A 22,939-nucleotide genomic window follows, 5' to 3' on the forward strand; every position below is an offset into this window, starting at 1 on the left:
CCATCAGCATCGGAGGAGGCCCGCCCTCATTGGCGGAGCCACACGGGTGAGCACTTTCAGAGATCAGATCTGGGCACTTTCACTGAGCGCCGTCAGTGAGGGGATTAGTTTTCCACAGGTCGATCTGAACCAAGATTCGTCATTGGTTGTCGGTACGGTTCGGGAGAACCTTATGCTCGGAATCGATGGTGGTGTATCCGAGGATGCCATCTGGCGATCCCTTGGTCAGGTTTGTTTAGCCGAGAGAGTTCGTCGACTTCCTGCCGGCTCGGACACTGTTATCGGAGGTGGCGTTGAACTTTCTGGTGGAGAGCGCCAGCGGCTTGCGCTGGCAAGGGTCTTCATGGTTGATCGACCGCTGGTGTTGCTTGACGAACCGACATCGAGCGTGGACAGCAACAACGAACGGTCGATCGTCGAAAGCTCGACTGAACTTTCGGTTCGGAGCTCCGTAATCGTGGTTACGCGCAAGTCGGCTATTGTTGAGGGTGCAAATACCGTGATTACGGTAGAAGGTGGTCGCGTGCAGAGCACGCTGGGTGTCTAAACCCCGTCGCTATTTAGATTACGCTTGTTCTCTATCTGACTACATTCGATGGTCGGGGTCTCCGGAGCCTTACTAGACCTGGCTGGCGGGCCAATTCTTTGCGCATTGAGGGGTGGAGAATCGGTCAATCTCATCCTGGCTCTTGGTGTTTGAAGTGGTAGTCTGAAACGTATGAATGAAGCAAGCGCGGCCTATTTCGGAATAGTCGTTTTTGAGCTGGGGAAGGTGGACGGTAGCGGTTCATACTTTCGTGAGGACTTCTATCTAGTTCAAGCGCGCGATGAATCGTCGGCGAAAGCGAGTGTGGAGGGTCTTGCGAAGGATCAAGAGTACGAACCTGGCGACTCAACGGACCGTTCATTTGTTCGATTGAAAGCTGTCGTCGACGTTGCGCCCACGTTACGGGAGGTCGCTGGTGATCGCGTGGATCTATATTCCCGGCACTTCGCTTCCTTCGATACATATTCGTCACTCGAAATGAATTTGGGCGGTCGCGACCCTCTGGCGGAGTAAGTCAAAGTGTGCGCCGCGAGTTCTGCACTACTTTCTGTACAGACTGTCGTGTTGAACGTAGTGCGGCGACCTTGGCATTAGATCTAACTCGGGAAACGCATACATCGTAAACTCGACTATTGCCGGAACCACCGGTGCAGATGGAATCGATTATGGTGCGATCACATAAGGCAACCAACGGTCCATAACAACGTCCACCGAAGCGCACGGCTTCGAGCAGTCCGTAGCCCCAACGGAACACCGGGGTTGCGGCTTCTTCCCGTGGTTGGGCCGTGAGTGGAGACATCCTGCTACCCCTGCAATAGCAGCACCCTGCGCCCGACGGTCCAGCAGCCGGCCGTCGGGCGCAGCCGTGGTGTTACGTTCGACCCGCACCCGACGGCACGACACGAGGCGGACGATGTGACCCGGTACGAAGCACTGACAGAACTGCTCGACGAGAGGTACTCGTGCCGGCAGTTTCTGCCGAAGCAGGTCTCGCGCGAGGTACTCGAACAGCTACTGTCAGCCGCCCGACGGACTCCCTCCTGGTCCAACACCCAGTCGTGGCAGATCATCGTGACCGAAGGCGATGCCACCCGGAAGTTCTCCGACGCATTGGTGGAGCACGTGACGTCCGGGGTGCCGCAGCCGGACTTCCCGTTTCCGGCCAACTACAACGCCCTGCACCGAGCGCGGAGACGTGAATGCGGCGGCGCGCTGTACGAGAGCATCGGCGTGGTCAAGTCCGACACCGAGGCGACGACTCGCCAGTTCATTCGTAACTACGAGCTGTTCGACGCCCCGCACGCGGCCATCATCACCACCGACGCCGATCTGGGTGTGTACGGGGCGGTCGACTGCGGGCTGTATCTCCAAACTTTTCTGCTTGCCGCGCAGAGTCTCGGTCTCGGAGCCATCGCTCAGGCAGCGCTCGCCGCATACTCGCCGTTTCTGCACGACTGGTTCGACATCCCGGACACCCGAAAAGTGGTGGCCGGCATCTCCTTCGGCTATCCCGACGAGACTCACCCGATCAACGGATTCCGTACCAACCGAGCGCCTCTCGATGAGACGGTGAGATTCGTCAGCAGCTAGGGAGCGAGCTGCGGCCCGAACTTCGCCTCGATCTCGGCGAAGTACGCGTCGGCCAATCCGACGAACTGTTTCTCGTCGAGCGCGATTCGATCGCCGACGGCGTACCCCAGAATGCTTTTGGCGGGATCCAGATTTATGGTCGGATCGTTGGTCATGATGTCGTCGGCCGTCGTCATCGACGCGGCCAGGACTCGGACCTCGTTGAGTGGATTGCCGTTCTTCTTCTCCTGGCCGCGCATGCGGTGCAGGAAGTACACCTCCAGCGTCAGGACGAGATTGTTGAAGAAGGCGACGTCGAATGCCTCGTCCAACGCAGTTGTCGTCGTTCGATTCGACGCAACCGCACGGTATGCGGCGAGCTGAGAATCGAGGCGCGCACGGCAGGCGTCGATGTATTCGCGGGAGTACGACTTCACGGACAGCACGCGGGCGATCTTAATCCGGCTCGTGGGCTGACGCTGGGCAAACGTCAGTGCGAGAGGCGTCCAACCAGTTCTCTGCCCACATCGGTTCCCGAACGCCAGGCGCTCTCCACCCGGGGCACTCCGGATTCGCACCACTGATCGCCCGCCAAACCGACGTAGCGTCCGTCTTGCTGCTGCAGTGCGAAGTTGGAATCGTGTTGCGCCGCAGGCTTGGCGAAGGTCCAGCGATGAGCGTGAGTCCATGTCGGTTGCGCGGTGACGACGGACAATTCGCGTAGCGCGTCGAGAACCGGGGCGATCGCGTCGTCGGGGAAGTCGAGATGCTGCTGCGCGCGTTCCGACGTCGTGTGCACCACCAGAACCGGAGCGCCGTCTCCGCGCCGGGCACCGTCGTCGACGACGAAGTCGATGTCGGGATGATCGTTGACGAATGCGGCGTCCCGAAAGGGAATGTCGAGCCCGTCGAACCCACACGCCACCGCGATGACAGGAACGTAATCGACGGCATCGGGGACTGCGGTCAGTCGCGTCGCCTGCGGATCCGGCATCGCGACCACGACGTGACCGTCGGGCAAATCGGTCAACTCGGTGGGATGTTGGATGTCGACGCCGTCGAGCATGTTGCGTACCAGCGATCGCAGTCCGTTCGGGGTCGCCCAGCGAACCGGCCCGGTCGTCGTGCACGGTGCCGTATCGGGCTTGAGGATGCCGAACGTGTTGGCCCACTGGCGCGCCAATCCACCCGACTCCCACTCGGCGACCACCGTCGAGAATTCCTGATCTCGGACGGTGAAGTAGCCGGCACCCAGGTCGACGCGACGTCCGTGCAACTCGGGCGAGGACATTCGCCCGCCCGGAGCGCGTCCTCTGTCGACGATGCGGAACGGCACGTCTGCGTCGCGGAGAACCCGCGCACAGGCCGCACCGGCTATGCCGGCACCGACGATGGTGACCGGATCGGTGATGCGGCCCGTTTCGGAGTTCATCGGTCCAGTATGCCGGGATCAGTCGGTCGCGTCGGTGAGCCGAAGGAATTCGGCACCGCGGGGTGAGATGCGGTAGCCCGTCTCGAGGCTGATCGTCAGCCCTAGAGTCTTCAGCCGGCGTACACGGGCTTTGAACGTCTTCGTATCCAGTCCGGCCTGCTCGGCAAGGTCCGCTGCGCGGCGTCCGGGTTCGGCGGCGATGGCCGTCAATACTTCTCGTGTCCAAGCAGATTCGGACCGCGAGTCCATCCGCGAAAGAGTCGTCCTCAAAGCGTCGAGTGCGGTCTCGTCCAGTGCGGCATCGTCGGCCAGGGCATCACGAGGATCGGCACCGAGGTACGAGACCTCGATCAGATAGGTGGGATGCGAGCTGGGGCCGAAGAACGACTTCTCGAGGTGACTACGCGATATTTCCCCCGCGGCCCGGGCATCCGCGTCGGTCAGCCCGTCAGGATCCACCTCGCGGACGGAGTCGATGCGAATCATGCCCGAGGGTGAGCGCTGAATCGACCCGGCAGTCACTTTCGGACTCGACCACCGCCGATAGACCCGGCTGACTGTGCCGTCGGCGATGGCTCGAGCGACGGCGACAGTGAAGATCACGAGCCTGCTTTCATGAATCGAGAGGATATCAATTCTGCTCGTCGTGCGGAAAAGATCTGCACCAGAGGCATTCTGGACAATTCGGTCACCCGCTGCATCGGCGTTCACTTTGTGTTCGACTACAGGGATGTCAATCACGGATAAGCCGGAAACCGATGAGCAAGGACTCGGCACCAGCCTGAAGCCACGGCACGTGACGATGATTTCGATTGCCGGAGTCATCGGTGCGGGATTGTTCGTGGGTTCGGCCAACGCCATCGCGACGGCAGGCCCAGCGGTGCTGCTGGCGTACCTGTTCGCGGGAACACTCGTGATCCTGGTGATGCGCATGCTGGGGGAGATGGCGACGGCCAATCCTGACACCGGCTCGTTCTCCACGTATGCCACTCGCGCGCTGGGTCATTGGGCCGGATTCTCGGTCGGATGGCTCTACTGGTGGTTCTGGGTGCTGGTGATCCCGGTCGAAGCCACCGCGGCTGCATCGATTCTCACGAACTGGCTCGGCGGAGCCCAATGGATGTGGGCACTGCTCATCGTCATCGCCCTCACCGCGACCAACCTGATCAGTGTCGGCAACTACGGTGAATTCGAGTTCTGGTTCGCCCTGGTGAAGGTCGTGGCCATCATCGCGTTCATCGGCCTGGGGATTGCGGCGATCTTCGGGTTGCTACCCGACTCGGAAGTCAGTGGTGTGGACCAACTCTGGGCCTCGGGTGGTTTCATGCCGCTGGGATTCGGCGCGGTGATCGCGGCCATGCTGACGACGATGTTCTCGTTCATGGGCTCGGAGATCGTCACCATCGCTGCGGCAGAATCGAAGGACCCTGCCAAGGGAATCACCCGCGCCACGAACTCTGTCATCTGGCGAATCTCGATCTTCTACTTCGGTTCCATATTCGTCATCGTCGCGTTGGTGCCGTGGAACGAACTGGATCCCAACACGGGGTCGTATCAGTTCGTCCTGTCCAAGATGGGGATCCCGCACGCCGAGACCATCATGGACATCGTCATTCTGACTGCGGTTGCCTCGTGCCTGAATTCCGCGCTCTACACCGCGTCGCGAATGCTGTATTCGCTCGGCGATCGAGGCGACGCACCCAGGGCGGTCAAGAAGATCACCACGAACGGGGTGCCGTGGGTTGCGGTGATCGCCTCGATGGTGCTCGGGTTCCTCGCCGTGGTCGGAAATTACATCCTGCCCGAGAAACTCTTCACCTACCTGCTGGCGACCACCGGAGCCGTCGCGCTCTTCGTCTACCTCGCCATCGCCAGCAGCCAGTTGGTGCTGCGGCGTCAACTCGACCGCGACGGCGAACGCCCTGCCGTTCGGATGTGGCTCTACCCGTGGTTGACCTACCTGGCCATCGGGTTCATCGTGTTCGTACTGGTGATGATGGTGGTCCGGCCGGAGCAGCGGTCGTCCATTCTGCTGTCGGCAGTGCTGGCGGCCGTGACCGTGATCGGTGGAATTGCGGTGCAGCGCCGAAATGCGCGGCGCGACACTGTCGTCGCCCGCGCATCGGAGTGAATGCGATCAGATCCCCGCGTACACCTGCCGGTACAGATCGACGATCTGCTCGGCCGTAGGCACAACCGGATTGTTGCCTGGGCTTCCGGACGCGAGCGCCTGCTCGGCCATGAGCGGCAACAGATCGTCCCACCTCGCCTTGTCGATACCGAAGGTCTCCGGCGTCGGAACCTCCACCTCACGGCACAGTGTGACGATCGCATCCTGCAACTTGCCACCGGCAAGCTGATCCGAATCGCTTTCCGATGCCGCGCCCAGTGCGCGTGCGCAATCGGCGTAACGCGCCTGGGCCCCGTCGATCGAGAATGCCGTGACGGCAGGCAACAGCATCGCGTTGGAAAGTCCGTGTGCAACGTGGAAGTGCGCGCCGATCGGTCGACTCATGCCGTGCACCAAACAGACACTCGCATTGGAGAACGCCATCCCGGCCTGCGTCGAGGCATGCATCATGGCCTCGCGCGCCTGCCGGTCGTCGCCGTCCCGATACGCCCGCAGCAACGACGTTCCGATCGTGCGAATCGCACTGAGCGCCAAACCGTCGGAAATGGGGTTGGCCTTCTTGCTGACGTACGCCTCGATGGCGTGGGTGAGCGCATCGACACCGGTATCGGCCGTCAAGCGCGCCGGCATCGACATCGTCAACTCGAAGTCGATGATCGAGGCGATCGGGAGGAACGACAGCCCGGGGCACAGCATCTTCTCGTCCGAGGCGACGTCGGTGATGATGGTGAACTGAGTTGCTTCCGAACCGCTTCCGGCCGTGGTGGGAATGGCGATGATCGGCAGGGCCGGGCCGGTGGAGAGCACCGGAGCCTTGAAGTTGCGCATCGTGCCGCCCTGCACCGCGAGAATGGCCAGCGCCTTGGCCGTGTCCATCGGACTACCACCGCCGAACCCGATGATCGAATCGGCCGAATGCTGCTGCACCGCTTCGAGACCCGAGACCAACGAATCCGTCGTCGGATCCGGAACGGTGCCCGAGAACAATGCCGGCGTCTTCCCGGCCTCGGTCATGATCTTCATCAAACGATCCGCCGACCCGTTGCCCGCCATGAACGCATCGGTGACGAGCAACGGCCGGGACACGTCGAGATCGGTCAGAACCGTACCCAACTCTTCGACGGCACCGCCGCCCAGCTTGAGGAACCGAGGAAACGAAATATTGGCAACCATGGTGTGCTCCTTTGTGGGTGACCATGTGCGCGGAACTTCGTAGTGGGCTACGAGGTTCCGCGCACATGGGTTTTGTAGAACTCAGCTGTTTTCGGGGAATCCGAGGTTGATGCCGCCGTGGCTGGGGTCGAGCCAGCGACTGGTGACGGCTTTGCCACGGGTGAAGAAGTGAACGCCCTCGGTGCCGTGGGCGTGGCTGTCGCCGAAGAGGGAGTTCTTCCAGCCGCCGAAGCTGTAGTACGCCATGGGAACCGGGATGGGGACGTTGATACCGACCATGCCGACTTCTACCTCGTTCTGGAAGCGGCGGGCCGCACCACCGTCGTTGGTGAAGATGGCGGTGCCGTTGCCGTACGGGTTGTCGTTGATCAGCCGCAGTGCGTCGTCGTAGGCCTCGACACGGACGACCGAGAGCACGGGTCCGAAGATCTCGTCGGTGTAGATGCTCATGTCTGGAGTGACGTTGTCGATGAGGGTGGGGCCGAGCCAGAATCCGTCGGTGCCGCCGTCGGGCTGGACGGTGCGACCGTCGACGACGAGGGTGGCCCCGGCCGCTTCGCCTGCGTCGACGTAGGAGGCGACCTTGTCCCGGTGTGCCTTGGTGACGAGCGGGCCCATGTCTGCGCCTCGGGTTCCGTCGCCGGTGACCAGCGGCGTGGTGCGTTCGGCGATCTTGGCCACGAGTTCGTCGGCGATGTTCCCGACGGCGACGAGGGCAGAGATCGCCATGCAGCGTTCGCCTGCGGAGCCGAAGCCCGCGTTGACCATCGCGTCGGCGGCGAGATCGAGATCTGCATCGGGGAGGACGACGGCATGGTTCTTGGCACCGCCGAGTGCCTGGACGCGTTTTCCGTGGGCGGTGCCGGTGGCGTAGACGTACTGGGCGATGGGAGTGGAGCCGACGAAGGAGATCGACTTGATCTTCTTGTTCTCGAGGAGCTCGTCGACGGCCACCTTGTCGCCCTGGAGGACGTTGAAGACGCCGTCGGGCAGGCCGGCCTCGGCCCAGAGCTGTGCGAGCCAGATGCTGGCGCTCGGGTCTTTCTCGGAGGGTTTGAGGACGACGGTGTTGCCGGCGGCAATGGCGATGGGGAAGAACCACATCGGGACCATGGCGGGAAAGTTGAAGGGGGAGATGATCCCGACGGGTCCAAGCGGTTGACGGATGGAGTAGACGTCGACGCCGGTGGAGGCGTTCTCTGTGTATCCGCCCTTGAGCAGATGTGCCATGCCGCAGGCGAATTCGACGACTTCCTGGCCGCGGCCGATCTCACCCAGAGCGTCGGAGAGAACCTTGCCGTGTTCGGCGGTGATGATCTCGGCGAGCTCGTTCTTTCTGGCGTTCAACAGCTCTCGGAACGAGAACAGGATGGAGGTGCGCTTGGCGAGGGAGGTGTCGCGCCACGCCGGGAACGCGGCTGCGGCGGCGTCGATGACCGCGCGGGCGTCCCCGGTGTCGGCCAGGGTGAGCGTGCCGGTGACCTCACCGGTAGCGGGGTTGGTGACAGGGGCGGTCCGGTCGGAGGTTCCGGAATAAGTCTTTCCATCGAGCCAGTGCGCAATGACGTCGGTCAACGTTCGATCCTTCCATCGGTGTGTCTCGAGTCTCACTTGTACAGATGCACATGTCAAAGGCCAAAACCGCAGATCGCTGTGCAGAAATGCACACCGGCGATAGTCTCGGCGGGTGTTCAACGCAGACCATCTCCGCTACTTCCTCGAAGTGTCGAGGACCGGGCGTTTGACCGACGCCTCGCACACTCTCGGTGTGGACCACACCACCGTCGGCCGGCGCATCACGGCGCTCGAGAAATCGGCCGGGCAGCGCCTGTTCGACAGAACGCCGTCGGGTTGGCGACTGACCGAGGCGGGTCGACGCCTCGTCGCGTATGCCGAGACCGTCGAATCGACACTCATCGCCGCGTTCGAGGACCAGACCGCCGATACCGGATCGCTGCGAGGGACCGTGCGCATCGCAGCGCCGGACGGGTTCGGGGCATTCGTCCTGACGCCCAAACTGGGGCTGCTCAGGGACAAGCACCCCGATCTCGACATCGAGTTGGTCACCGCCACGGAGCACAATTCTTTGGCTACCAGGGAATTCGACATCGCAATCACGTTGGAGCGGCCGTCGCCGAGATTCGTGGTGAGTCGCAGGCTGGCGACGTACTCCCTCGGGCTCTACGCTGCCGCAAGGTATCTCGCTGCGATGCCCCCTGTCGACACCGTCGAGGATTTGCGAGAACACACTCTCATTTCGTATGTCGACGCTCTGCTCGACGTTGCGCCACTGCGAATACTGGACGCCATTCTTCCCGACGGGCGTGCACGGATACAGACCAACAACATCACCGGTCAGTGGATCGCCGCGAGGTCCGGGGTGGGAATCGCGCCCTTGCCCAGTTACATCGGCGAACCGGACGACGCTCTGACGTCGGTGTTGCCCGGAGTCGTCTCGGTGGAGCGAACCTATTGGACTGTGGTGCCGCGAGAACTGACCGGTCTCGCGAGGGTGAAGGTGGTCGACGAATTCCTCAGATCGGTCGTGACCGACGAACAGCATCTCTTTGCTGTGCAACAGAAACCACAGTAGATCCGCACAGCCCGAGAGTGTCGGTGGCCGTTGGCATTTGGACGTTCAGATGAGACGTCCGTCTCGTGATGACGGACACACGTGACGCCGACCTCAAAAAAGTGGGAATCGGCCAACATAGGGGTAACAATCTGTTACAGACAAGTCCGCAATGGCGGATCCACCCGAGATTCTGGGGGAATCATGACACTGTTCGTAATGGCAACGGTCGGCTTCGTCGGCATGGCAATCGCACTGCTCAACGACGGAAGCGACATGAATTTCCGTGGTCGCCAGTTGGCGGGCGCGTACCGCCAGCGCTGAGTCCGGCATACCGAATTCCCGCGCCGGGTGCGCAGTTGGCAAGATTCGTGGGATGTGGACACACCCCCGAGCGGTCGGCTTACTGGTCGGCTACGGCCTCGATCGAGTGTTCGCAGACCCGCAACGCTGGCACCCGGTTGCAGGATTCGGTACCACGGCACTGCGCGTCGAACACGTCCTCTACCGCGACAGCCGGGCTCTCGGCGTCGTTCATGCGGTCGCGCTGATCGGCTCGGTGACCGCACTCGGCTTCGGGTCGACTCGCGTGGCCCATCGTGTGGGTGTACCTGCTGAGGTTGCTCTGGTCGCGGCCGCTACCTGGGCCGCGCTCGGAGGCACGTCCCTATCGAAGGTGGGTCGGCAGATGGCGGACCACCTCGACAACGACGACCTCGAGAGCGCACGCGCACTGCTGCCGTCACTGTGCGGTCGAGATCCGGAACCACTCGACTCCGACGGCCTCGCACGCGCTGCACTGGAGTCCATCGCGGAGAACACCTCCGACGCGACGGTCGGGGTGCTGGTGTGGGGAGCACTGGCCGGGGTGCCAGGAATTCTGGCCTACCGAGCGAGCAACACGCTCGACGCGATGGTCGGCTACCGGTCTCCCAAATATCTGCGCTTCGGTTGGGCCGCAGCACGAATCGACGACATTCTGAACCTGCTACCGGCTCGCGTCACCGGCGTAGCGACGGTTGTCGCAGCTCCCTCGGTGCAGGGTTCGCCCGCCCGAGCCCTGAAGATGTGGCGACGCGACGCTGCGCAGCACCCCAGCCCCAACGCAGGTGTTGCGGAGGCGTCGGCTGCCGGGGCACTGGGGCTGCAGCTCGGCGGCAGAACGCAGTACCGACATGGCGTCGAGATCAGACCGACACTCGGTGACGGCCACTCGCCGACTGCACGCGACCTTCGTCGATCGGTCGCACTGTCGAGCCGAGTGCAGGAACTGTCTGCTCTCGCGTCAGCGATTCTTGCCGTAGCGATCGGCCAAGCGAGGATCCGACGGCGTCGTCGAGCGTGACGCCGCACGCGCCCTGGCTCGCTTCTCGCGGCGTGTGGGCAACGTGAACTCTTCTTCGTCCTCGGGACCGAACTCGGGTTCGGCGTCCGGCTCGCCGGACATCGCGTCGGCGAGTTCGGCACGGGAGTTACGGCGTTCCCGTATCTCCGCCCGTGCGAAATACGCCAGGCCCAGCGGTGCCATGATGCCGAACGCCAGCCACTGCAGACCGTAGGACAGATAGGGGCCTGCGTCGGTCTGCGGCAGTTCGATCAAGCCGAGACCGCCCGGCTGAGCGTCGTCGAGCTGTAGATATCCGTCGACGGCGTCGACTCCGACCGCTGCGCCGATCTGTTCCGGATTGATGTTGTAGACCTGCAGCCGACCGTCGTCCTCGACGGGCTCGCGCGAGGTGCCCTCCGCTTGGCGTAGCCGCGCGTTCAGCGTCACTTCACCGGCGGGTGCCGCCTCGAACTCGGGCGCTCTGGTTCCCTCCACCGGCAACACGTACCCGCGGTTGACGAGGACGGTGGGCCCGCCGTCGATCACGAACGGGGTGATGACCTCGTATGCGGGCTGATCACGGATGCTGCGCAGCCGCACCAGGACGTCGGAATCTGCGACATAGGACCCGGGGGCGATGACCCGACGCCACTCGTCCTCGGCCGGGAACCCGTTTGCGGTGAGAACATCGGAGATCGGCACCGGATCCGCGTCGACGGATCGGGTGATCAGATCGTTGCGCTCGGACGTCGAGGTGTTCTTTCCCAACTGCCACGGAGCGAGCACGCTGAAGCACAGGAACGCAAAGGCCAGCACTACCGCAGCCAGCACCAACCATTTGGGTCGCAGCAAGAACGCTAACTTTCGCACTCCACCACGGTAGCCGGGTCAGCGAGAGAGTCGAGACCGTGCCCAGTCCAGGATGCCGGGAACGGCACTTTCTATCTGCTCGCGCACCTCGGCGAACGCCGAATCGGAGGAGTAGTACGGATCGGCCACCGACGAGTCGTCGGCATCGGGATCGAACGACCGCAGCAGTGCGACACGATCTGCCGGAGCGCCGAGCTGCAGCAGGGCGCGCGCATGGCCGGTATCGAGCGCGACGATCAGATCTGCCGCGAGGTGATCCGGGCCGACCTGCGCCGCTGCGTGCTCGCTGTCGTATCCGTGGGCGTCGAGCTCAGCGACGGTTCGTGGATCTGCGCCGTCGCCCACATGCCAGCCGCCGGTCCCGGCGCTCGAGACACGCACCGCGTCGTCCAGACCGGCGTCGCGCAGATGCCCCGCGAAGACCTTCTCGGCCATCGGCGATCGGCAGATGTTGCCGGTGCACACGAACGTCACATGCAGTGGCTCGTTCACAGCACGGCCGCCGTGTTCTGCTCGAGCACGGTGGCCAACTCGTCCATGCTCGACGCAGTGAACGCGGCGTCGTCGCTCTCGCCGTCGACGCCGTAGCCCCACTCCACGTACACCGTGGGAATGCCGAATCGAGCGGCACCGTGCACGTCGTGGTCACGATCACCGATCATGATGACCCCGGCCGTGCCGCCGTCCGCGGACTCCACCGGGTCGATACCGAGGTTGGTCAGCGAATGCGCGATCACATCGGATTTCGCCCGCCGGGCACCGTCGTTGCTGGCACCGCCGATGAACTCGAAGTACCGCGACAGGCCGAAGTGGTCCAGAATCCGAACGGCGAATCGCTCCGACTTCGACGTCGCCACACCGAGGCGGACGCCGCGATCCTGCAAGCGCGTCAACACCGACTCGATACCGTCGAACGCGGTGTTCTCGGCCCAGCCCCGCTCGTCGTAGCGCTCGAAGTACGCCGACAGTGCACGTCGCGCCGCAGCCTCGTCCAGGCCGAGACCGCGCAACGTATCGATCAGGGGCGGCCCGACGACCATCGACAGCTGTTCCTCGGTCGGTTCGGGGGCGTCCACCGACGCCAATGCATGACGAAAACCGGCATGAATCCCCGGTGCGGAATCGGTCAACGTCCCATCGAGATCGAACAGGACAACGGACGCGGGAGCATCGACAGACATGGTCGAAGCGTATCGGTGCGGGCTGTTCGGTGACGGCGAGGCTACGCTCGTCGCGATGTCCGACACAGCTGCCGATCCCGATGCGCTACTCCGTCACCACGGAGACGTCGAGGTCGATTCCGGATTCGTCGACTTCGCCGTCAACGTGCGGGGTGACGGTCCGCCGGCCTGGCTTCGCGATCGGCTGAGTGCGGCACTGAGTTCGTTGGGTTCGTATCCTTCTCTGGCTGCGGAGAAGGCCGCGCGCGAGCAGGTTGCCGCACACCACGGCCGCTCAACGGACGAGGTGTTGCTGCTCAGCGGTGGTGCCGAGGGTTTCTCGATGCTGCCGCGCCTCGAGCCGAAGCTGGCGGCCACGATCCACCCGTCGTTCACCGAGCCCGACTGGGTGCTCGAGCAGGCGGGCATACCGGTGCACCGAGTGATCCTGCCGCCGCCCTTCGAGCTCGATCCGACGCTCGTGCCCGACGCCGCCGACATGGTGATCCTCGGCAACCCGACCAACCCCACCTCGGTTCTGCACCCACGCGAGATGGTCCTGAGACTTCGTCGACCCGGCCGCACACTGGTGATCGACGAGGCCTTCGCCGACGCCGTGCTCGGGGCGGGGGAGTCGGTAGCGTCCCAGAGCCTGGACGACGTGTTGGTTCTGCGGAGCCTGACGAAGACGTGGGCGCTGGCGGGATTGCGATGCGGATACGCACTCGGCCACCCCGACGTCCTCGCGCGACTGCAGCACGGACGCGCGCACTGGCCCCTGGGGAGTCTGCAGCTCGAAGCGATCCGCGCCTGCACCGAACCGTTCGCCGTCGATCAGGCACGCGCCGAATCCGAGCGCATCCACCGCGAACGCATCGCGATGATCCCGCGACTCGAGGCTCTTGGCCTCTTTGTCGCAGGCCCGGCCCGGGGGCCGTATCTATTGGTGCGCGTCCAGGATGCCGATTTGGTTCGAGAACGCCTGCGCACGATGGGGATCGCGGTTCGGCGCGCAGACACGTTCCCGGGGCTCGACCGTCACTACCTGCGCGTCGCAGTACGGGACTCGCAGCAGGTCGACATACTGGTGGACGCGTTGAACACCGTTCTGTGAGGAGAGCAGCGAACATGGCAGTGACACTGGCAGACGTCATCGAGATACTCGACGACGCGTACCCACCCCGCCTGGCGGAGAGCTGGGACTCGGTGGGCCTGGTGTGCGGAGATCCCGAAGCTGTTGTGCAGCAAGTCGTGTACACCGTCGACGTCACCGATGCAGTGGTCGACGACGCCATCGCCCGGGGTGCAGATCTCATCGTCGCCCACCATCCCTTGCTGCTCAAAGGCGTCGACACCGTCGCGGCCGACACCGCGAAGGGATCGGTGATCCACCGCCTGATCAAAGCCGACTGCGCGCTGTTCACCGCCCACACCAACGCCGACTCCGCCGATCCCGGCGTCTCCGACGCACTCGCAACCGCGCTCGGGGTGATCGACACCAGGCCACTCGACCCCATTCCTTCTCCCGCACACGACAAGTGGGTGGTCTTCGTGCCGACCGCCGACTCGGCCGCAGTGCGGCGGGCCCTGTTCGACGCCGGAGCCGGGCAGATTGGCGACTACAGCGAAGCCAGCTGGCAGAGCGCGGGTCTCGGCCAATTCCGTCCTGGCCCGAACGCACACCCGACGCTCGGTGTTCTGGGAGAGGTACACACCGAGGCGGAGGATCGCATCGAAGTCGTTGCCCCCAAAGGGCTACGTGCTCAGGTGCTTTCGGCGATGCGTCGGGCACACCCCTACGAGGAGCCCGCGTTCGACGTCTTCGAATCCGCGGCTCTACCGTCGTGCACCGGCCTGGGCCGCATCGGAAAGCTGCCGAGTCCGATGACGTTGGCCGAATTCACCGAGGTCGTCCGCGAGGCGTTGCCCACTACGACTTGGGGAGTACGCGCTGCAGGAAATCCCGAGGCCACGGTCTCGGTGGTTGCGATGTGCGGGGGAGCGGGTGACTCGTTCCTTTCCGCGGTGGCGCGCACCGACGCCGATGTGTACGTCACTTCGGACCTTCGGCACCACCCCGTCGACGAGCACCTGCGCGCAGGCGGCCCCGCGGTGATCGACACCGCGCACTGGGCCTCAGAGTTTCCGTGGTGCGAACAGGCGCGAGGAATCGTCGACGCCGCATTCGGCGACACCGACGGGTGGAGTAGCCGGGTTACCGAGGTCCGTACCGACCCGTGGACGCTGTGACCCGGCTGCTGGGCCGGAGTGGAGCCTGCAGAAACGACCCCGATGGGCCGGAGTGGAGCCTGCAGAAACGACCCCGATGGCTTGTATCCGGCGCTCTCGCCGTTCTGCAGCCGGTAGGGTGATCGGAACCAACTTCCATAGTCGCAGGAGTCATCAAGCGTGAACGTCGATCCCAAAGTCCAGGCCTCGCTGCTCGAATTGGCCGGTGTGGATACCGAACTCTCGCAGATCGCCCACCGCCGCAAGAGCCTCCCCGAGCAGCAGGAGGTGGACAAGCTCGAGACCGAGCGCACCACCCGCAAGGACGCCGCGGTGACGGTGCAGATCTCGATGGACGATCTCGATCGGGACATCCGCAAGCTCGAGGGTGAGGTCGACGCGGTTCGGAAGCGCGAGGCCCGCGACAAGAAGATGCTCGAGAGCGGCACCATCGCGCCGAAGCAGATGACCGAACTGCAGCACGAACTCGGCAGCCTCGAGCGTCGCCAGGGCATCCTCGAGGAGGAATTGCTCGAGGTCATGGAGCAGCGTGAGGCCAGTGAGCGGGACTACGAGCACGCCGGCGCGCAGCTCACTCAGATCGAAGACGAATTGGTCGATGCCGGCCGTCGCCGCGACGACGCCGTCGCAGACCTCGATGTCGCCGAGAAGCGCAGCGCCGAGCGCCGCGAGTCGTTGGTCTCGGGATTGCCCGCGGACCTTCTTGCGCTCTACGAGAAGCAGCGAGCGCTCACCGGCCGCGGTGCTGCACTGCTGCAGGCTCGCCGATGCGGAGCGTGTCGCATCGAACTCGATCGCAACGAGATCGCAAGCATCGCCAACAAGCCCGCGGATGCTCTCATTCTTTGTTCCGAGTGCAATGCAATCTTGGTGCGCACCAAGGAATCCGGAATTTGAGTCAGGTATCGAGGGTCGTCGCCGAGGCCGACGGTGGATCGCGCGGTAACCCCGGCCCGGCCGGGTACGGCGCGGTGGTGTTCAGCGCCGATCGTTCGCAGGTTCTCGCCGAACGTCGGGCATCGCTGGGCGTCGCCACCAACAATGTCGCCGAGTACAACGGTCTGATCGCGGCTCTGAGCGCGGCACGCGATGTCGGGGCTCGTGAGGTTGCCGTCCGGATGGACTCCAAACTCGTCGTCGAACAGATGTCCGGGCGCTGGAAAGTGAAGCACCCGGACATGATTCCGCTGCAGCGCAAAGCCGCCGAACTGGCTCGCGGCTTCGACTCCGTCACCTACGAATGGATTCCGCGCTCGCAGAATTCACACGCCGACGCGCTGGCCAACGAGGCGATGGATGCAGCGGCCGAGGGTGTGGACCTGTCTGATCTGCCCGACGCCGAGCCGGTCGCAACGAAGCCTGCGTCGCCTGGGTGGACCGGTGCGATGGGGGAGCCGACCCGCCTGTTGTTGCTGCGTCACGGCCAGACCCCGATGTCGGTCGACCGGCGATACTCCGGCCGCGGCAACCCGGATCTGACCGAACTGGGTCGACGGCAAGCCGATTCTGCTGCAACGGTTCTGGGCTCACGGACGGATATCGACGCCATCGTGGCTTCGCCCCTCGCTCGCGCCCAACAGACTGCCGCGGCAACAGCCGGCCGTCTCGGATTGCCGGTTACCACTGTCGACGGACTCATCGAAACCGACTTCGGTGACTGGGAAGGGCTCACGTTCTCCGAGGCCATGGAACGTCACCCCGAGGGCCACAAGGCGTGGCGCGGCGACACCTCCGTCGCACCCCCGAACGGGGAGAGCTTCGACGCGGTGCGCGTACGTATCGAAGCAACCCGCGATCAGTTGCTCACCGAGTACGCCGGAAAAACCCTTCTGGTGGTCACCCATGTCACCCCGATCAAGATGCTGCTGCAACTTGCACTCGACGTCGGCCCGTCGCTGCTGTATCGACTGCACCTCGACCTCGCGTCGCTGAGCATCGCCGAGTTCTACCCCGACGGTGGGGCCTCGGTGCGATTGGTGAACGACACCTCGCACTTGACTCGACTGGCCTGATCCTTTCGGAGCATCGAAGGAGGGCGCGGTTCGTATGTCCGAGAACAGTATTCGCGAGCCTGTGGCGGCCCGCTGGATTGTCTTGGCGGCGTTCGCATCGGCCGTTGCCGGTCTGGCAGTCGCGTTCGGGTGGCGGTACGGGGTGAAGCGGAGTTGGCTCGATGCCGATGCCCCACCGCCCGTGGATCCGGGCGATTCTGGGTACTTTCGCGTGTTCGACTACGTGCAGTATGTGTCGGGACCGCCATGGTGGCCGATCACGTGGGTCGCTCCGGTTGCCGCTCTTGTGGTCGGCACCGTCGTCTCGGTCGCTATCGGATGGTTCCGGCTCGGCCGAACGACTGGCCGGGTCCCGCTCATCGTGGCCCCACTCCCACAAACGCACCGACCTCGCTGAACTATTCACCTGACGTGCACAAACGCAGGACAAGATGCCAGCTGCGTTCCAAGAGCTCGATCGACGCGCGAAAAGAGCTGAAGCAGCGAACGATCGCCTTCGGCAAGAGGACCATCGGCTGCAGAACCAAGTCAACATCTACGCGCAGGCCATCCACGAACTCACCACCGAACCAGTCGCGAGCTATTCGCGCAAGCTCTCGCAGATAGCCGCACTTAGGCACTGACCGGTCGACGGCGCGCGGCACGTTTCTGCCTATGCGACGATTGGCCGATCCAAACTTGCTGCGAGGTAATAAGTTTGCGTGGTAGGCGCTATCCGTCCGTGACAGGCCTAACGCGTGCTGCAGAGGGAAGGCACGTTGCGAGATCTTCGCGCAGCCGTAGTTGCTGCTCCGGGGTCAACGGCGCGAACAGCTGCCTTTCCACCGTTCGGACAGCGGTGCTGGCACGTCGCAGGATTGCCTGACCGTCGTCGGTGAGTCTGCTCGGTAGCGCACGGCCGTGGGGAGCCTCGTCGGGTCGGGTGAGCAGGCCGCGGTCTTGCAGTCGGCGAAGCACCAGGTTCATTGACTGCCGTGTCACGAAAGCGCGACGGGCCAGCTCGGAACTGGACAAACCGGCGTCTTGCCCGAGTAGCTCCAAGCAGGCGTACTGCGGGACGGTCAGGTCGAGTGGCCGGAGCGTCTCATCCATCGCAGTGCGCAGTGAAGCATGCACCTGCTTGAGGACGTAGCCGACTGAGAGCCCCAATTCGCCGACTTGCTCTTGCTTCATGTCAGCAGTCTGACATACGCTTTATGTCAACACACTGACATGGAGGAGGCTGTTCATGGCTGGCAACGTCACGTACTTCGAGGTACCCAGTAGCGATATCCAGGCGACCCAGCAGTTCTGGGGTTCACTATTCGGTTGGAAGTTCAACGAGGGGAACTTCCCGGGCTACTCGATGATCGACGGGCCCACGCCGATCGGCGGCGCACCGCACGAGGATTCGTCACGACACCCGCGAATTTTCTTCGCCGTTGATGACATCCATGCGGCCGTAGCGCGGGTGCGGGAACTGGGTGGCACTGCAGAGGATCCTGTGACGATTCCATCCGGGGCGTTCGCTCACTGTGTCGATGACCAGGGTGTGAAGTTCAGCCTCTCCCACGAGCCCGAGGGGCAGGCTTGAGCCAGGCGTCTACTCGAATGGCTACCACGACGCCAAGCCTGTTCACATCTCTTCTACCGCTGGCAGTAGCGCCTAGTTGTCCGTCTCGCCCCGCTGCGTCAAGTCAACGTGCTCACGATATTGGGAGCAACGGCGCTGATGATGGCCGGGCATTACACCGTCTACACCTACTTGGGCGCCATCACGGCGGGAGCCACCGCGGGCCCGTTCGCCAACGCGTTAACCCTGATTCTCGTCGCGTGGGGCGTCGGCGTGCTTGCCGGAAACTTCCACGCTGGGTTCTGGGCCGATAAGGGTTCAGGGCTGGGAGCCGCTCTGGCAGCACTCGGCGGTGGCACCCTGCTACTCGCGATCAGCCCGCTCACAGTCAGCCACCTGACTACAGTGACCGTTTGGGCTGCTGTGTGAGGAGCCACCGACGGGATGGCCTCGGTGGTGCAGCAACACCGCCTGGTTGCGGTCACACCCGCATCCGCGCCGTTACCTTTCGGACTGAACTCCTCTGCGATCTACCTTGGCGTCGCGGCAGGAGGCTTCATCGGAGGAGGGGCGCTGGAGTGGATGGTACCCACTCTGCACGGTGTTCCCGCCGCCATCCTGGCGGTACTCGCCACTTTGGTGACCGTCGCCCAAAGCGGACAAAGCCGCACGAGAGTAGCGAAGCCCGATCCAGACGAGGCCCGACGAAACCCTGGACCTGAACAGCACCGTCCGCAGCCCCGTCACGAATGCCCGCGTAGCTCTTGGCGGACCGTTCGAGCATAGGGCGTCGGTGCTGGTGCGATTTTCAATACGCTGGCGATATCCGCCGCCCCTAACATGTAGAGCATGCGTGTGTTGGTCGTTGAGGATGAGCTCTTCATGGCGGAAGCCATCCGCGATGGGCTGCGCCTGGAAGCGATCGCGGCAGACATCGCGGGTGACGGGGACGCTGCCCTGGAGCTGTTGGACGTCAACACCTACGACATCGCCATCCTCGACCGCGACATCCCTGGACCCTCCGGTGACGAGATCGCCAAGAGCATCGTTGCCTCGGGTAGCGGTATGCCAATTCTGATGCTCACTGCTGCGGACCGGATGGACGACAAGGCCTCCGGGTTCGAACTCGGCACCGATGACTACCTCACCAAACCGTTCGAGCTGAAAGAGCTCGTGCTCCGTCTCCGGGCGCTCGAACGCAGACGCGCACACAGCAGGCCGCCCGTGCGGGAGATCGGTGGTCTACGGCTGGACCCGTTCCGCCGCGAGGTCCACCGGGACGGCCGATACGTCGCGCTGACGCGGAAGCAGTTCGCGGTGCTCGACGTTCTCGTCGCTGCCGAAGGCGGTGTGATCAGCGCCGAGGAACTGTTGGAGCGGGCGTGGGACGAGAACGCCGATCCATTCACTAACGCCGTACGCATCACGGTCTCGACGTTGCGCAAACGGCTCGGCGAACCGTGGCTGATCGCGACGGTGCCGGGCGTCGGGTACCGCATTGATGTCCAACCGGACTCCAGAGGCGGGAGTAAGGGTGAATAGAGCGCCTGGGTCGAGTGTTCGCCTCAAACTCGCTCTCAGCTATGCCGGGTTCCTCATGCTCGCCGGCGTCTTGCTCCTTGCTGCGGTGTGGGTCTTCCTACTGAGAGGAGGTTCCGCAGACTTCCCTGAACTGGCCGACTTTGCCCGGGTCTTCGATCCCAGCAATTTTGGTCCCGTGGTATTTGTCCCAGCAGCGATCTTGGCGCTCGGGTTCTTGCTGGTGTTCGGCCTTGTGGGTGGTTGGATTCTCGCGGGCCGAATGCTTGCCCCGTTGACGCGTATTACGCGCGCCGCGCGTATGGCGGAGGGCGGCTCACTGTCGTACCGGATCGAATTGGAGGGACGAAACGACGAATTCCATGAACTTGCTGATGCTTTCGACGCTATGCTCGCGCAGCTCGAAGCACGAGACGCCGAGCAACGGCGGTTTGCCGCCAACGCCTCCCACGAGCTGCGCACCCCGTTGGCAATTACGCAGACCCTTCTCGATGTCGCCCGCAACGATCCGAACCGCGACGGCGTCGAGCTCGACGAACGCCTCCGCGCCGTCAACGCACGAGCGATCGAGCTCACTGAGGCATTGCTGCTACTCAGCCGTACCGACCAGCAGTCCTTCAGCCGAGAAGACGTCGATCTATCCCTGCTCGCGGAAGAAGCCGCCGAGACACTCCTCCCGTTCGCGGAGAAGTACGGAGTCACCATCGAGACCTCCGGGGACATCGCGATGGCTGTCGGCTCACACACACTCTTGCTGCAGCTGACTACGAATCTCCTGCACAATGCGATAGTTCACAACCTCCACGAGCACGGCACCGTACAGATCAACACCGCCATCGGCCCAGGGGTCGTCATACTCACGGTCGAGAACACCGGTGGCACGCTCAGTGCACAGTTGCTCTCGACACTCACCGAGCCGTTTCAGCGCGGCACTGCTCGCTTACGGCGTGACGATGCGGGTGTGGGCCTTGGCCTTGCGATCGTCAAGAGCATCACTACGGCGCACGAGGGAACCCTTACACTCAGCCCCCTTGAGTCGGGCGGACTCCACGTCGCAGTGCGACTGCCCGCCGCTCAGCGACAACAGTAAGCACACGCCGGGCCAGCAGCGCACCCACTTCGGGTGCGCCGGCCGCCAACGCATGAGCTGACATCTCTGCTCTGTGCTCTCTATCGGTGAGCAGTGGGATCAGAGTGGTTTCGATCCAGCAGCCGTTGAGATCGGCATCGTCGACGATCACTGCCCCGCCTGCAGCAACGACCGCCTCAGCGTTCGAGCGCTGCTCACCGCCGCGCAGTGGCAGCGGCACATAGGCGGCCGGCAAGCCGACAGCGGCGAGCTCGGCGCACGTCATCGCCCCTGAGCGGCAGATCACGAAGTCGGCCGCAGCGTATGCGTACTGCATCTCATCGACAAACGGAACGACGACGTAGGGCGGATCGCCAGGGTCGTCGTCGGGCGATTCGACTACGTGCTGTGGCCCGGTGATGTGAAGTACCTGTACGCCGGCCGCCCTTAGCGCTGTCGCAGCGCTTGCCACCGCGGCGTTGATCGAGCGGGCTCCCTGCGAACCGCCAGTGACCATCAGTACTGGCGTGTCCAGGCGCAGGCCGAATCGTTGCCGAGACGCATCACGCAGCGAGACCCGGTCGAGCCCGGCGATCGCTGGCCGCAGCGGGATGCCGATCGCGGTGGCATGAGCGAGGCGGACGTGGGGTGCAGCGGTGAACACGTCCTTCGTCATCCGGGCCGCCAGTCGGTTCGCCACGCCGGGACGGGCATTCGCCTCATGGACGACGATCGGGATGTCCCGCTGGCGTGCAGCAAGATATGCGGGCATGGCCACGTAACCCCCAAAGCCCACCATGACCTCGGCCCGCGCGCGGTCCAGCACAGCTCCGGCCGCACGGACGGAGCCGCGCAGCCTGCCCGGCGTGTGCAGTAGATCGCGGCTGAGCTTGCGCGGCAGTGGCACGGGCGGGATTAGTTCGAGCGAGTAGCCGCGGGCAGGAATGAGCGTGGTGTCCAAACCACGGACGGTGCCGAGGGCGGTGATCTCCGCAGTGGGTTCCAGCAGGCTCAGCGCGTCGGCGAAGTTCATCGCTGGCTCGATGTGCCCGGCCGAATGGCCGCCAGCGACAACGACGCGCGGTGCTGGTTCACCAGGCAACATCATGATGCCCTTCCGACCAAGATTCCTCGGTTGGCGTGAAATCGCTCGAACATATGCATGGGCAGCGACACAGAGTCCGAATTGTGGGAGTAGCCCGACGGATTGTGAAACCTCACCTCTCCGTCATCGACTGCATACATCAGCACAAGATGTCCTCCCTGTAGCGGCTCAATGGTGTTGGGATCGCGAATCTCAGGCGATACCGAAGCGATCATGACCTGCCCGGGCCGCACGTCTCGGGCCGAGATCTGAATCGGGGTGCGCTCGACCAGTTGGCAGGTGAATCCGAATTGTGAGCTGACCCATGCCATGAATGGCCTGTAGAGCAGTCCGTGGACCTTGCCCGAAGGCTCCATCACATAGCAACCCCACTCGATGGCCAGCGCAAGAAGTTCGCCCATCGACAGTCGGACGTCAGTCCAGCCGTGGAGTAGCGACTGGAGACACGCCAAGCCGCAGACCTTGCGAGACCAGAACAGGTACTCCTCGCTCGAGCGGTATCCATCGCAGGCCCAGTCGTGCGGTGGGTCTGGATCGGCGTTGCGCAAGAAGGCCTCCAGTCCCGATTGGCCAGTGCGCCGGATCACGACCTCGTCATTGTTCTCCATACGTCCCCACTGCGAGACGTAGT

The 22,939-nt window shown here is 63.7% G+C and carries 26 protein-coding genes; 15 read left to right on the forward strand and 11 right to left on the reverse strand.

The genetic code is table 11. From position 1 onward, the window contains the following. The first annotated feature begins 46 nt into the window (after positions 1-46). From AB0366_RS25805 to AB0366_RS25815, 3 genes are all read left to right on the forward strand, one after another. Positions 47-547, forward strand: coding sequence for an ATP-binding cassette domain-containing protein (locus AB0366_RS25805; RefSeq protein ID WP_347871639.1), 501 nt, complete (start codon positions 47-49; stop codon positions 545-547). A 171-nt stretch (positions 548-718) separates the two neighbouring features. Continuing rightward, a complete protein-coding gene (locus AB0366_RS25810) occupies positions 719-1,060 on the forward strand; it encodes a DUF4288 domain-containing protein (protein WP_347871638.1) in 342 nt (113 codons plus the stop codon). Between the two features lie 402 nt (positions 1,061-1,462). Continuing rightward, positions 1,463-2,137, forward strand: coding sequence for a nitroreductase (locus AB0366_RS25815; RefSeq protein WP_347871637.1), 675 nt, complete (start codon positions 1,463-1,465; stop codon positions 2,135-2,137). On the opposite strand, the gene AB0366_RS25820 is transcribed toward AB0366_RS25815, so the two are convergent. Genes AB0366_RS25820 through AB0366_RS25830 form a run of 3 tightly spaced genes read right to left on the reverse strand, consistent with a single transcriptional unit; the run spans position 2,134 to position 4,151 of the window. Next, positions 2,134-2,562: a hypothetical protein gene (locus AB0366_RS25820; RefSeq protein WP_366246508.1), complete on the reverse strand. Its 429-nt coding sequence runs from the start codon at positions 2,560-2,562 to the stop codon at positions 2,134-2,136. The two genes, AB0366_RS25815 and AB0366_RS25820, sit on opposite strands and share 4 nt — an antisense overlap. Positions 2,563-2,606: 44 nt before the next feature. Then, positions 2,607-3,548 carry an NAD(P)-binding protein gene (locus AB0366_RS25825; RefSeq protein ID WP_366246509.1) on the reverse strand — a complete coding sequence of 314 codons (942 nt, stop codon included), beginning with the start codon at positions 3,546-3,548 and terminating at the stop codon, positions 2,607-2,609. An 18-nt stretch (positions 3,549-3,566) separates the two neighbouring features. Next, complete coding sequence (locus AB0366_RS25830) at positions 3,567-4,151, reverse strand: winged helix-turn-helix domain-containing protein (protein WP_366246510.1); 585 nt, start codon at positions 4,149-4,151, stop codon at positions 3,567-3,569. Positions 4,152-4,278: 127 nt separating this feature from the next. Between AB0366_RS25830 and AB0366_RS25835 the strand changes: the two genes are divergently transcribed. Then, positions 4,279-5,679 (forward strand): amino acid permease, encoded by a 1,401-nt coding sequence (locus AB0366_RS25835; protein WP_366246511.1) that lies wholly within the window; start codon positions 4,279-4,281, stop codon positions 5,677-5,679. A gap of 6 nt (positions 5,680-5,685) precedes the next feature. Here the strand turns inward: AB0366_RS25835 and AB0366_RS25840 are convergent, their stop codons facing one another. Then, positions 5,686-6,852, reverse strand: a complete 1,167-nt coding sequence (locus tag AB0366_RS25840) for an iron-containing alcohol dehydrogenase (RefSeq protein WP_366246512.1) — start codon at positions 6,850-6,852, stop codon at positions 5,686-5,688. A gap of 81 nt (positions 6,853-6,933) precedes the next feature. After that, a complete protein-coding gene (locus AB0366_RS25845) occupies positions 6,934-8,427 on the reverse strand; it encodes a CoA-acylating methylmalonate-semialdehyde dehydrogenase (protein WP_366246513.1) in 1,494 nt (497 codons plus the stop codon). Between the two features lie 112 nt (positions 8,428-8,539). On the opposite strand from AB0366_RS25845, the gene AB0366_RS25850 reads away from it, so the two are divergent. Further along, positions 8,540-9,445: a LysR family transcriptional regulator gene (locus tag AB0366_RS25850; RefSeq protein ID WP_366246514.1), complete on the forward strand. Its 906-nt coding sequence runs from the start codon at positions 8,540-8,542 to the stop codon at positions 9,443-9,445. A gap of 355 nt (positions 9,446-9,800) precedes the next feature. Continuing rightward, on the forward strand, positions 9,801-10,769 hold the full coding sequence (locus AB0366_RS25855; protein WP_366246515.1) for a cobalamin biosynthesis protein: 969 nt from the start codon (positions 9,801-9,803) through the stop codon (positions 10,767-10,769). On the opposite strand, the gene AB0366_RS25860 is transcribed toward AB0366_RS25855, so the two are convergent. The 3 genes from AB0366_RS25860 to AB0366_RS25870 are packed head-to-tail and all read right to left on the reverse strand — an operon-like array spanning position 10,710 to position 12,802. Further along, positions 10,710-11,621: an SURF1 family protein gene (locus AB0366_RS25860; protein ID WP_366246516.1), complete on the reverse strand. Its 912-nt coding sequence runs from the start codon at positions 11,619-11,621 to the stop codon at positions 10,710-10,712. The two genes, AB0366_RS25855 and AB0366_RS25860, sit on opposite strands and share 60 nt — an antisense overlap. An 18-nt stretch (positions 11,622-11,639) precedes the next feature. Next, positions 11,640-12,113, reverse strand: coding sequence for a low molecular weight protein-tyrosine-phosphatase (locus AB0366_RS25865; RefSeq protein WP_366246517.1), 474 nt, complete (start codon positions 12,111-12,113; stop codon positions 11,640-11,642). Continuing rightward, entirely contained in the window at positions 12,110-12,802 is a 693-nt protein-coding gene (locus AB0366_RS25870) for an HAD-IA family hydrolase (RefSeq protein ID WP_366246518.1), read from the reverse strand. The genes AB0366_RS25865 and AB0366_RS25870 overlap by 4 nt, the downstream gene beginning before the upstream one ends. 55 nt (positions 12,803-12,857) lie before the next feature. Here AB0366_RS25870 and cobC point away from each other — a divergent pair, with 55 nt between their 5' ends. The 5 genes from cobC (at position 12,858) to AB0366_RS25895 (ending at position 17,440) form a co-directional block, all read left to right on the forward strand. Then, positions 12,858-13,895, forward strand: a complete 1,038-nt coding sequence (gene cobC, locus AB0366_RS25875) for an Rv2231c family pyridoxal phosphate-dependent protein CobC (protein WP_366246519.1) — start codon at positions 12,858-12,860, stop codon at positions 13,893-13,895. Between the two features lie 14 nt (positions 13,896-13,909). Next, on the forward strand, positions 13,910-15,031 hold the full coding sequence (locus AB0366_RS25880; RefSeq protein ID WP_366246520.1) for a Nif3-like dinuclear metal center hexameric protein: 1,122 nt from the start codon (positions 13,910-13,912) through the stop codon (positions 15,029-15,031). 159 nt (positions 15,032-15,190) lie between these two features. Next, positions 15,191-15,928, forward strand: coding sequence for a C4-type zinc ribbon domain-containing protein (locus AB0366_RS25885; RefSeq protein WP_366246521.1), 738 nt, complete (start codon positions 15,191-15,193; stop codon positions 15,926-15,928). Then, complete coding sequence (locus AB0366_RS25890) at positions 15,925-17,043, forward strand: bifunctional RNase H/acid phosphatase (RefSeq protein WP_366246522.1); 1,119 nt, start codon at positions 15,925-15,927, stop codon at positions 17,041-17,043. Before AB0366_RS25885 ends, AB0366_RS25890 begins: the two co-directional genes overlap by 4 nt. A gap of 34 nt (positions 17,044-17,077) precedes the next feature. Then, a complete protein-coding gene (locus AB0366_RS25895; RefSeq protein WP_366246524.1) occupies positions 17,078-17,440 on the forward strand; it encodes a hypothetical protein in 363 nt (120 codons plus the stop codon). Between the two features lie 314 nt (positions 17,441-17,754). Here the strand turns inward: AB0366_RS25895 and AB0366_RS25900 are convergent, their stop codons facing one another. Beyond that, positions 17,755-18,216: a MarR family transcriptional regulator gene (locus AB0366_RS25900; RefSeq protein WP_366246526.1), complete on the reverse strand. Its 462-nt coding sequence runs from the start codon at positions 18,214-18,216 to the stop codon at positions 17,755-17,757. Positions 18,217-18,271: 55 nt separating this feature from the next. Between AB0366_RS25900 and AB0366_RS25905 the strand changes: the two genes are divergently transcribed. The 4 genes from AB0366_RS25905 to AB0366_RS25920 all read left to right on the forward strand — a co-directional run bounded on the left by AB0366_RS25905 (position 18,272) and on the right by AB0366_RS25920 (position 21,224). Then, on the forward strand, positions 18,272-18,616 hold the full coding sequence (locus tag AB0366_RS25905; protein WP_366246527.1) for a VOC family protein: 345 nt from the start codon (positions 18,272-18,274) through the stop codon (positions 18,614-18,616). A 108-nt stretch (positions 18,617-18,724) separates the two neighbouring features. Further along, positions 18,725-19,024, forward strand: coding sequence for a hypothetical protein (locus tag AB0366_RS25910; protein WP_366246528.1), 300 nt, complete (start codon positions 18,725-18,727; stop codon positions 19,022-19,024). Positions 19,025-19,444: 420 nt separating this feature from the next. Beyond that, complete coding sequence (locus tag AB0366_RS25915) at positions 19,445-20,137, forward strand: response regulator transcription factor (RefSeq protein ID WP_366246529.1); 693 nt, start codon at positions 19,445-19,447, stop codon at positions 20,135-20,137. A gap of 175 nt (positions 20,138-20,312) precedes the next feature. Beyond that, positions 20,313-21,224 (forward strand): HAMP domain-containing sensor histidine kinase, encoded by a 912-nt coding sequence (locus AB0366_RS25920; RefSeq protein ID WP_366246530.1) that lies wholly within the window; start codon positions 20,313-20,315, stop codon positions 21,222-21,224. On the opposite strand, the gene AB0366_RS25925 is transcribed toward AB0366_RS25920, so the two are convergent. Together AB0366_RS25925 and AB0366_RS25930 are read right to left on the reverse strand one after the other, a co-directional pair. After that, entirely contained in the window at positions 21,157-22,311 is a 1,155-nt protein-coding gene (locus tag AB0366_RS25925; protein ID WP_366246531.1) for a UDP-N-acetylglucosamine--N-acetylmuramyl-(pentapeptide) pyrophosphoryl-undecaprenol N-acetylglucosamine transferase, read from the reverse strand. The genes AB0366_RS25920 and AB0366_RS25925 overlap by 68 nt on opposite strands. After that, positions 22,308-22,916 (reverse strand): hypothetical protein, encoded by a 609-nt coding sequence (locus tag AB0366_RS25930; RefSeq protein WP_366246532.1) that lies wholly within the window; start codon positions 22,914-22,916, stop codon positions 22,308-22,310. The genes AB0366_RS25925 and AB0366_RS25930 overlap by 4 nt, the downstream gene beginning before the upstream one ends. Between the last annotated feature and the right edge of the window lie 23 nt (positions 22,917-22,939).

The sequence above is a fragment of the Rhodococcus sp. NPDC076796 genome (genome assembly GCF_040702765.1).
GTDB lineage: Bacteria > Actinomycetota > Actinomycetes > Mycobacteriales > Mycobacteriaceae > Rhodococcoides.

Excerpts from the sequence above, each read along its gene's own strand:
- AB0366_RS25810 (WP_347871638.1), top strand. The coding sequence starts at position 719 with ATGAATGAAGCAAGCGCGGCCTATTTCGGAATAGTCGTTTTTGAGCTG.
- AB0366_RS25825 (WP_366246509.1), bottom strand. The coding sequence starts at position 3,548 with ATGAACTCCGAAACGGGCCGCATCACCGATCCGGTCACCATCGTCGGT.
- AB0366_RS25835 (WP_366246511.1), top strand. The coding sequence starts at position 4,279 with ATGTCAATCACGGATAAGCCGGAAACCGATGAGCAAGGACTCGGCACC.
- AB0366_RS25840 (WP_366246512.1), bottom strand. The coding sequence starts at position 6,852 with ATGGTTGCCAATATTTCGTTTCCTCGGTTCCTCAAGCTGGGCGGCGGT.
- AB0366_RS25855 (WP_366246515.1), top strand. The coding sequence starts at position 9,801 with ATGTGGACACACCCCCGAGCGGTCGGCTTACTGGTCGGCTACGGCCTC.
- AB0366_RS25870 (WP_366246518.1), bottom strand. The coding sequence starts at position 12,802 with ATGTCTGTCGATGCTCCCGCGTCCGTTGTCCTGTTCGATCTCGATGGG.
- cobC (WP_366246519.1), top strand. The coding sequence starts at position 12,858 with ATGTCCGACACAGCTGCCGATCCCGATGCGCTACTCCGTCACCACGGA.
- AB0366_RS25880 (WP_366246520.1), top strand. The coding sequence starts at position 13,910 with ATGGCAGTGACACTGGCAGACGTCATCGAGATACTCGACGACGCGTAC.
- AB0366_RS25895 (WP_366246524.1), top strand. The coding sequence starts at position 17,078 with ATGTCCGAGAACAGTATTCGCGAGCCTGTGGCGGCCCGCTGGATTGTC.
- AB0366_RS25900 (WP_366246526.1), bottom strand. The coding sequence starts at position 18,216 with ATGAAGCAAGAGCAAGTCGGCGAATTGGGGCTCTCAGTCGGCTACGTC.
- AB0366_RS25905 (WP_366246527.1), top strand. The coding sequence starts at position 18,272 with ATGGCTGGCAACGTCACGTACTTCGAGGTACCCAGTAGCGATATCCAG.
- AB0366_RS25915 (WP_366246529.1), top strand. The coding sequence starts at position 19,445 with ATGCGTGTGTTGGTCGTTGAGGATGAGCTCTTCATGGCGGAAGCCATC.
- AB0366_RS25925 (WP_366246531.1), bottom strand. The coding sequence starts at position 22,311 with ATGATGTTGCCTGGTGAACCAGCACCGCGCGTCGTTGTCGCTGGCGGC.
- AB0366_RS25930 (WP_366246532.1), bottom strand. The coding sequence starts at position 22,916 with ATGGAGAACAATGACGAGGTCGTGATCCGGCGCACTGGCCAATCGGGA.